The sequence below is a fragment of the Streptomyces bambusae genome, assembly GCF_019400985.1.
Taxonomy (GTDB): domain Bacteria; phylum Actinomycetota; class Actinomycetes; order Streptomycetales; family Streptomycetaceae; genus Streptomyces; species Streptomyces bambusae_A.
Genome location: NZ_WTFF01000358.1, coordinates 1 through 7,089, shown reverse-complemented (window position 1 = coordinate 7,089; position 7,089 = coordinate 1). Strand labels below are relative to the sequence as shown.

Here is a 7,089-nt window from a genome sequence, read left to right as displayed (position 1 = left end):
GTCCCGCACCGCCGCCCGGGCCGGTGCCGCCCCGGCCGGTGCCGCCCCGCGCCGCCCCGCCCCCGACGCGCTGAGCGCCGACGAGCGGGCGGAACTGCGGCGGCTGCGCAGCGAGGTCGAGCAACTGCGGCACGCCAACGCGGTGCTGAAAGCCGCATCGGCGATCTTCGCCGCGGATCTCCGCACAAACTCCCAGGTCGTGTACAACCCGGCGGACCGACAAGATCCGTTGGCGTGACCGGACGCCGAGCGCCCTGCGGGCCCGAGGCGGAACCGGAAGATCCCGACCGACCTTTGGGGACTGACCATGCGTGTGCTCGGAGTCAACGGCTGGCCCGGCGCCAGCCACGACGGTGCCGCCTGCCTCGTCGTGGACGGCGACGTCGTCGCGCTGGCCGAGGAGGAACGCTTCACCCGCCACAAGCACGCCTACGGGGAGGCGCCGCTGAACGCGGCTGCCTACTGCCTCGCGGAGGGCGGTCTCACCCTGGACGACATCGACGTGGTCGCCCACGGGTGGGACCTGCCCACGCTCTTCGCGGACCGCGGCCTGGACTGGTTCGACAGCGACGCCGAGGCCCTGGAACACCTGCTGCCCAAGGCGCTGTTCCCGCGCACCCGCGACCCGCGGCTGACCTTCGTCGGCCACCACATCGCCCACGCGGCCAGCGCCTACCACCTCTCCGGGCGCGACCGCGGCGCGATCCTCGTCCTGGACGGCCAGGGCGAGAACGAGAGCACCACCCTCGCCGTCGGCATCGACGGCGAGATCAAGACGCTGCGCGCGCACACCCCCGGCTGGTCGCTGGGCTACTTCTACGCCGCCGTCTGCGAGTACGCCGGCCTCGGCGCCGACGCCGCCGGCAAGATGATGGGCCTGGCGTCCTACGGCACCCCCGGCGACCTCACCTTCGGCGGCGCCCTCGGCTTCACCGACGAGGACTTCACCGTCGGCGTCGTCCCGCCCGGCCTGCGCTCCACGGGCAGCACGGACGAGGAGACGGCCACCATCCGGTACTGGCTGGAGCACCTGGAGAAGACCCTCCCGGACGCCCCCAACCGCGGCGTGCGCCGCTTCGACCCGCGCGCCGGACGCTACGGCACGGTCACCGACCGGGACCCCTTCGAGTACCGCGACATCGCCGCCACCGCCCAGGCCGCCCTGGAACGGGCCGTCATGGGACTGGTACGCGGCCTGCTCCGCGAGACCGGCGAGACCACGCTCCTGATCGCCGGCGGCGTCGGCTTCAACGCCACCCTCAACGGCAAGATCATGCGGATGCCCGAGGTCCAGGACCTCTTCGTCCAGCCCCTCGCCGGCGACCAGGGAGTCTCGCTCGGCGCCGCGGTCTGGGTCGCCGCCCAGGAGGGCGACCGGATCCGGCCCATGAACGGCTCGGTCGCCTGGGGCCCGCAGTGGTCCCCCGACGAGATCCGCCGCGTCCTGGACGCCTCCGGCACCGCGTACACCGAGCCCGCGGACATCGCCGCCGCCACCGCCGAGGTGCTCGCCGCCGGCGGGGTGGCCGGCTGGTTCCAGGGCCGCGCCGAGGGCGGGCCCCGCGCGCTGGGCCACCGCAGCATGGTCGCCGTACCCGACCCCGAGTCCACCCGCGACCGGGTCAACGTCCGCATCAAGGACCGCGAGGCGTGGCGCCCGTTCGCCCCCAGCATGCAGGAGGAGGCGGCCGAGGCCCTCATCGGCACCGCCACCCCGCTGCCGTACATGATCGTCACCACCCCGGTGACCGAGGCCGGCGCCGCGGCCATGCCGGCGGTCGTCCACAGCGACCGCACCACCCGGCCGCAGACCGTCTCGGCCGCCGTCGACCCGCTCTACCACCGCCTCATCGGCGAGGTCGGCGGGCACACCGGCACCGCGGTCATCATGAACACCTCCTTCAACGGCCGCGACGAACCGGTCGTGTGCACCCCCCGCGACGCCCTCGCCACCTTCCACCGGCTGCCCCTGGACGCCCTCGCCCTCGGCCCGTTCCTGGTACGCCGCCCCGCCGGATTCCCCGGGGAGGCCGGCGCGTGACCGCCCCCGTACGGCAGCAGGGTCCCGGGGCGGCCGCGGAACCCGCCCCGGCTCCGGCCGCCCCGTCCGCCCCGTCCGCGTCGGGCGCGGAACCCGCCACGGCTGCGTCCACCCCGTCCGCCCCGTCCGCCGAGGAGGTCCACGCCCGGCTCGCGGACTGGCTCGCCGAAGCGGTCCTGGACCCGGACGCGGACCTCACCGCCCCGCTGCGCGACCTCGGCGTGGACTCCCTCGACCTGATCCGCACCGCCCGCCGCATCGAAGCGGCCTTCGGCGTACGGGTGCAGCTGCGCGAGCTGTTCGCGCCCGAGCTGACCACGGCCCGCCTCGCCGAGGCCGTCGCCGAGCGGGCGGCCCGGCGCGGCGGAGCCGAGGCCGACCCGCCCGGCACCGCCCACGGCCCGGTCGTCCTCACCCCGTCCCAGGAACAGGCCTGGGAGGAGCAGACCGGCGAGCGGCGCCGGTGGAACCAGGCCATGCTCTTCACCACCCGGCCGGGAATCGACCCCGGGCTGTTCGCCGAGGCCGTCCGGCGGCTGGTGGCCGGCCACGCCTCGCTGCGCCTGGCCGTCGAGGACCGCCCGGCCCGCCGGCCCCGGCAGGAGACCGCCGCCCTGGCCGCCGACGGCCCGCCCGCGGCGGCTCTCGGCCCGGTGCTCGACACCGTCGACGTCCGCGAACTCGCCGACGCGGAGCTGTCGGACGCGGTCACCCTGCGGTGCGAGGTCGAACAGGGCTCCCTGGACCCCGGGGCCGGCCGCGTGGCCCGCTTCGTCCGCTTCGACGCCGGCCCGGCCCGGCCCGGCCGGCTGCTGATCGTCGTCCACCAGCTCGCGATCGACATGGTCTCGTGGTCCGTGCTCCTCGCCGACCTGGAGGAGGTGTACACCGCGCTGGAGGCGGGCCGGCAGGACGTGTGGCCCGTCGAGGGCACCTCGTACCCGGAGTGGGCGCAGGCCCTCGCGGCCCACGCCCGCACCCCCGAGGCGGAGGACCAGGCCGAGTGGTGGACGGAGGTGGCCCGCACCCCCGCCACCCTGCCGCCCGACCATCCGGTGGCCGACCCGCGTGCCGTGAACACCGCCGCCACCGCGGCCATCCACCGCGAGGAGTTCCCGGCGGAGCTCACCGCCCGTCTCCACGCGGCGGCCCGGGTCCACCGGGCCCACCCCGGCGACCTCGTCCTGCACGCCCTCGGCGAGGTGCTCGCCGAGCGGCTCGGCGAGGGCGCGGTCCGCGTGGACGTCCTGCGCCACGGCCGCGAGGAGACCGTCGGGGACAGCCATCTGGCCCGCACCACCGGCTGGTTCACCACCACCGTCCCGGTCCGCCTGGACCTGGCCCCCGGCACCCCGGCCGAACGCCTCGCCCGGACCGTGGGCCACCTCGCCGCCATGCCCGGCGGCGGAGTGGGCCACGGCGCGCTCGCCCGGCACGGCCGGCCGCGGATCGCCGCCGTGCTGCGCGCCGCCCCGCCCAGTGACGTCTCCTTCGACTTCGAGGGCGACGACGCCGACTCCCTGCCGCTGGGCACCCTGCTGCCGGACATCGCCCCGGAGCCGGTCGGCGACATCACGGCGCCGCACTGGACGCGCCCGCACGCGGTCGAGGTGATCGCCACCACCGACGACGGGACGCTGCGCGTCGAGTGGTGGTACTCCACCGCCCTGTACGAGGAGGCGACCGTGAGCGCGCTCGCCGCCCGCCACCGGGCCGCCCTCACCACGCTCCTGAACACCCAGGCCGGGCCCGACACGCCCGGCGCATCCGAGGCCCCCACCCGCTGAACACCCCACGGACGGACCGGAAGACGCCTGCCATGATCCTGCCCAGCGTGCTGGACCCCTTCTTCGCCATCGCCCACTCGGACCCGGACCGGCCCGCGGTGGTCGACAACGGGGTGACCGTCGGATACGGCCAACTGGCCCGCTGGGCGGGGGCGGTGGCCGACCTCGTGGCCACCCGGGCCCCGGCGGGCGCCCCTCCGGTGGCCATCCACGCGCACCACAGCGTCCGCGACATCGCGGCGGTCCTCGGCACCCTCGCCGCCGGCCGCGGCTACGTCCCGGTCGCCGACGGCCCCGAGGGGCACGCCGACCGGGCCCTGCGCGCCCTCGGCTGCCGCGAGCTGATCGCCACCGCCGAGACCGGCCGGCTGCCCGCCGTCGACCGCGTCCTGCGGCCCAACTGGGGCCGCTCCCGCGCCCCGCTGCGCGAGGCCGGCGAACCCGTCCGGGCGCAGGACCCCGCGTACGTCCTGTTCACCTCGGGCTCCACCGGTGCCCCCAAGGCGGCCGCGGTCCCGCACGGCGCGCTGCACGCCGTCCTGCCGCACCTGTGCCGGCAGTACGGCGCCGGACCCGACACCGTCGCCCTCAACTTCCACCGGGCGGACGGCGACACCAGCCTGGAAGAGGTCCTGCCCGCCCTGCTGTCCGGCGGGCTCGTCGTCCTCGACGAGGACAGCGAGGCGGACCTCGACCGCGTCCTGACCGACCACGAGGTCACCCTCGTCAACCTGCCCGTCGACTACTGGCACCTCTACACCGGCCATCTGCTGGACACCGGACGGCCGCTGCCCGCCTCCGTCGAGACCTTCGTGATCGGCGGCGAGGCCGTTCGGCCCGACATGCTGGAACGCTGGCACCGGCTCGGCGCCGACGACGTCGTCCTGCTCAACACCTACGGGTCCACCGAGACCGCGCTGGTCACCCACAGCGCCGTGCTCGCCGGCCCCGGCGCGCCCGCCGCCTTCCCCGACGGGGTGCCGATCGGCCGCCCGCTGCCCTCCGTACGGCAGGCCGTGGTACCCCGGCCCGACGTGCCGGACGGCCCCGGCGAACTCCTCGTGTCCGGGCCGCAGTTGGCCACCGGGTACATCGACGATCCGGAGCGCACCGCCGCACGCTTCGTCGAGGACGCCCCCGGCGCCGGCCCCGGCCGGTGGTACCGCACCGGCGACCTTGTCACGGAGGACGCCGACGGCTCGCTGGTCTTCCACGGCCGGATCGACCACCAGGTCAAGATCCGCGGCCACCGGGTGGACCTGCTGGACGTCGAAGGGGCCGTGGGCCGGCTCCCGGAGGTGACGGCCGTCGCCGCCGCGGCGCACACCAAGGGCGAACACACGGTCCTGGTCGCCTTCGTGGTCCTCGCGCCCGAGACGGGCGAGGCGCCCGACGCACCCCGCGCGCAGGACGTCGCCGCGGCCCTGCGCGAGCGGCTGCGGGCCGCCGTGCCGGATCCCTTCGTCCCCGACCGGATCATCGCCGTGCCCGAGCTGGTGCACACCCGCACCGGCAAGGTCGACCGCGCGGGCACCCGGGACCGGTACCTGTGACCAACCGCCTCTTCGACGCCTCGGTCGACCCCGCCGCCGTACCCGAGGCGGACGCCCGCGGCCCCTGGGCCTACCTGTGGTGGCTGGCCCGGATCCGCCCCTGGCCGCTGGTCCTCGCCGCGGTGCTCGGCGCCCTCTGGATGGTCCCCCTCGCGCTGATCCCGCTGGTCATCGGGCGGGCCATCGACGAGGCCGGGCAGGCCGGCGGGCAGGCCGGGCTCTACCTGTGGTCGCTGCTCGCCCTGGGCCTCGGCATCCTCCAGGCCCTTGCCGGCGCCGGCCTGATCCAGGCCGCCGTCGGCGCCGAGGCCCATGCCCTGTCGGTCACGCACCGGGTGCTGATGCGGCAGGTCGTGCGGCTCGGCGCCACCCTGCGCGGCAAGGCCCGCTCCGGGGACGTGGCCGCCTCCGCCGCGGCGGACGTGGAGAGCATCGGCAACGCCTTCGAGGTCGTCGGCCGTACCATCGGCGCGGTCGTCGCCGCCGTCCTGGTGGCCGTGGCCCTCACCGTCACCTCGCCCGTCCTAGGACTGGCCGTGCTCATCGGCGTCCCCGCCGCCGTCCTCGGCATCGGCCCTCTGCTGCGGCCCCTCCAGGAGCGCGACGAGGCCCAGCGCGAGCAGATGGGCATCGCCACCTCCCAGGCCGGCGACATCGTGGCCGGGCTGCGCATCCTGCGGGGCATCGGCGGCGAGGCCGGCTTCGCCGAGCGCTTCCGGCGCACCAGCCAGCAGGTGCGCCGGGCCGGTGAGTCCGCCGGCCGGATGGAGGCCTGGCTCCAGGCGGCCGGTGTCCTGCTGCCCGGACTGGTCACCGTCGGCATCGTCTGGCTCGGTGCCCGGCTGGCGCTGAGCGGCACCATCACCGCCGGTGAACTCGTCGCGTTCTACGGCGCCTCCGCCTTCCTCACCCTGCCCGTGAGTACGGCCACCGAGGCCGCCGAGACCCTCAGCCTCGCCAAGGTCGCCGCCGGCCGGGTCTGTACCCTGCTGCGGCTGGCCCCCGAGGCCGTCCGCCCCGCCGACCCCGAACCGCTGCCGGCCGGCGCCCTCTCGCTGGCCGACTCCGCTACCGGCATCACCGCCGCGGCGGGCCGGCTCACCGTGGTCACCGCGCCCGCGGACCGCACCGGCGACCTCGCCGACCGGCTCAGCCGGGCCGGGGCCGGCGCCGGGTCCCCGGCCGTCCGGCTCGGCGGCGTACCCCTGGACCGGGCCGACCCCGACGAGGTGTCCGCCCGGCTGCTGCGCTCCGGACCCGCCGACATCCTCTTCAGCGGGACCGTCCGCGAGGAGCTGGCCGCCGGGTCCGACCGGTCCCGGGAGGACCTCGCCCGGGCCCTGTTCGCCGCCGACGCCGCCGATGTCGTCGACGCCCTGCCCGGCGGGCCGGACGCCTGGCTGGACGAGGGCGGCCGCGCCCTGTCCGGCGGCCAGCGCCAGCGGCTGGTCCTCGCCCGCGCCCTGCTGGCAGCCCCCGACGTGCTGATCCTGGAGGACCCCACCGCCTCCGTCGACGCCCACACCGAGGCCCGCATCGTCGACCGGGTCGCCGCCCTGCGCGCCGGCCGGACCACGGTGGTCCTCAGCGACAGCCCGCTGTGGCGGGGCGCTGCCGACCACGTGGTCCGCCTCGACGCGGCAGGCTTCCCCGGCAGCACCGACCGCTCCGCAGGAGTGCCCTCATGACCACCACCCCCACCCAGGCC

General features: G+C 76.5%; 4 protein-coding genes and 1 pseudogene. All 5 read left to right on the top strand.

Annotation, left to right across the window (positions count from 1 at the left end):
* Positions 1 to 238: pseudogene (locus GPJ59_RS31335) on the top strand (XRE family transcriptional regulator); the annotation flags it as partial.
* A 69-nt stretch (positions 239 to 307) separates the two neighbouring features.
* On the top strand, positions 308 to 2,041 hold the full coding sequence (locus GPJ59_RS31330; protein WP_219671300.1) for a carbamoyltransferase family protein: 1,734 nt from the start codon (positions 308 to 310) through the stop codon (positions 2,039 to 2,041).
* On the top strand, positions 2,038 to 3,828 hold the full coding sequence (locus GPJ59_RS31325) for a condensation domain-containing protein (RefSeq protein WP_308120586.1): 1,791 nt from the start codon (positions 2,038 to 2,040) through the stop codon (positions 3,826 to 3,828). The genes GPJ59_RS31330 and GPJ59_RS31325 overlap by 4 nt, the downstream gene beginning before the upstream one ends.
* A 32-nt stretch (positions 3,829 to 3,860) precedes the next feature.
* Positions 3,861 to 5,381, top strand: coding sequence for an AMP-binding protein (locus GPJ59_RS31320; RefSeq protein WP_219671299.1), 1,521 nt, complete (start codon positions 3,861 to 3,863; stop codon positions 5,379 to 5,381).
* Entirely contained in the window at positions 5,378 to 7,069 is a 1,692-nt protein-coding gene (locus GPJ59_RS31315) for an ABC transporter transmembrane domain-containing protein (protein ID WP_219671298.1), read from the top strand. The genes GPJ59_RS31320 and GPJ59_RS31315 overlap by 4 nt, the downstream gene beginning before the upstream one ends.
* Positions 7,070 to 7,089: the final 20 nt, after the last annotated feature.

Excerpts from the sequence above, each read along its gene's own strand:
- GPJ59_RS31330 (WP_219671300.1), top strand. The coding sequence starts at position 308 with ATGCGTGTGCTCGGAGTCAACGGCTGGCCCGGCGCCAGCCACGACGGT.
- GPJ59_RS31320 (WP_219671299.1), top strand. The coding sequence starts at position 3,861 with ATGATCCTGCCCAGCGTGCTGGACCCCTTCTTCGCCATCGCCCACTCG.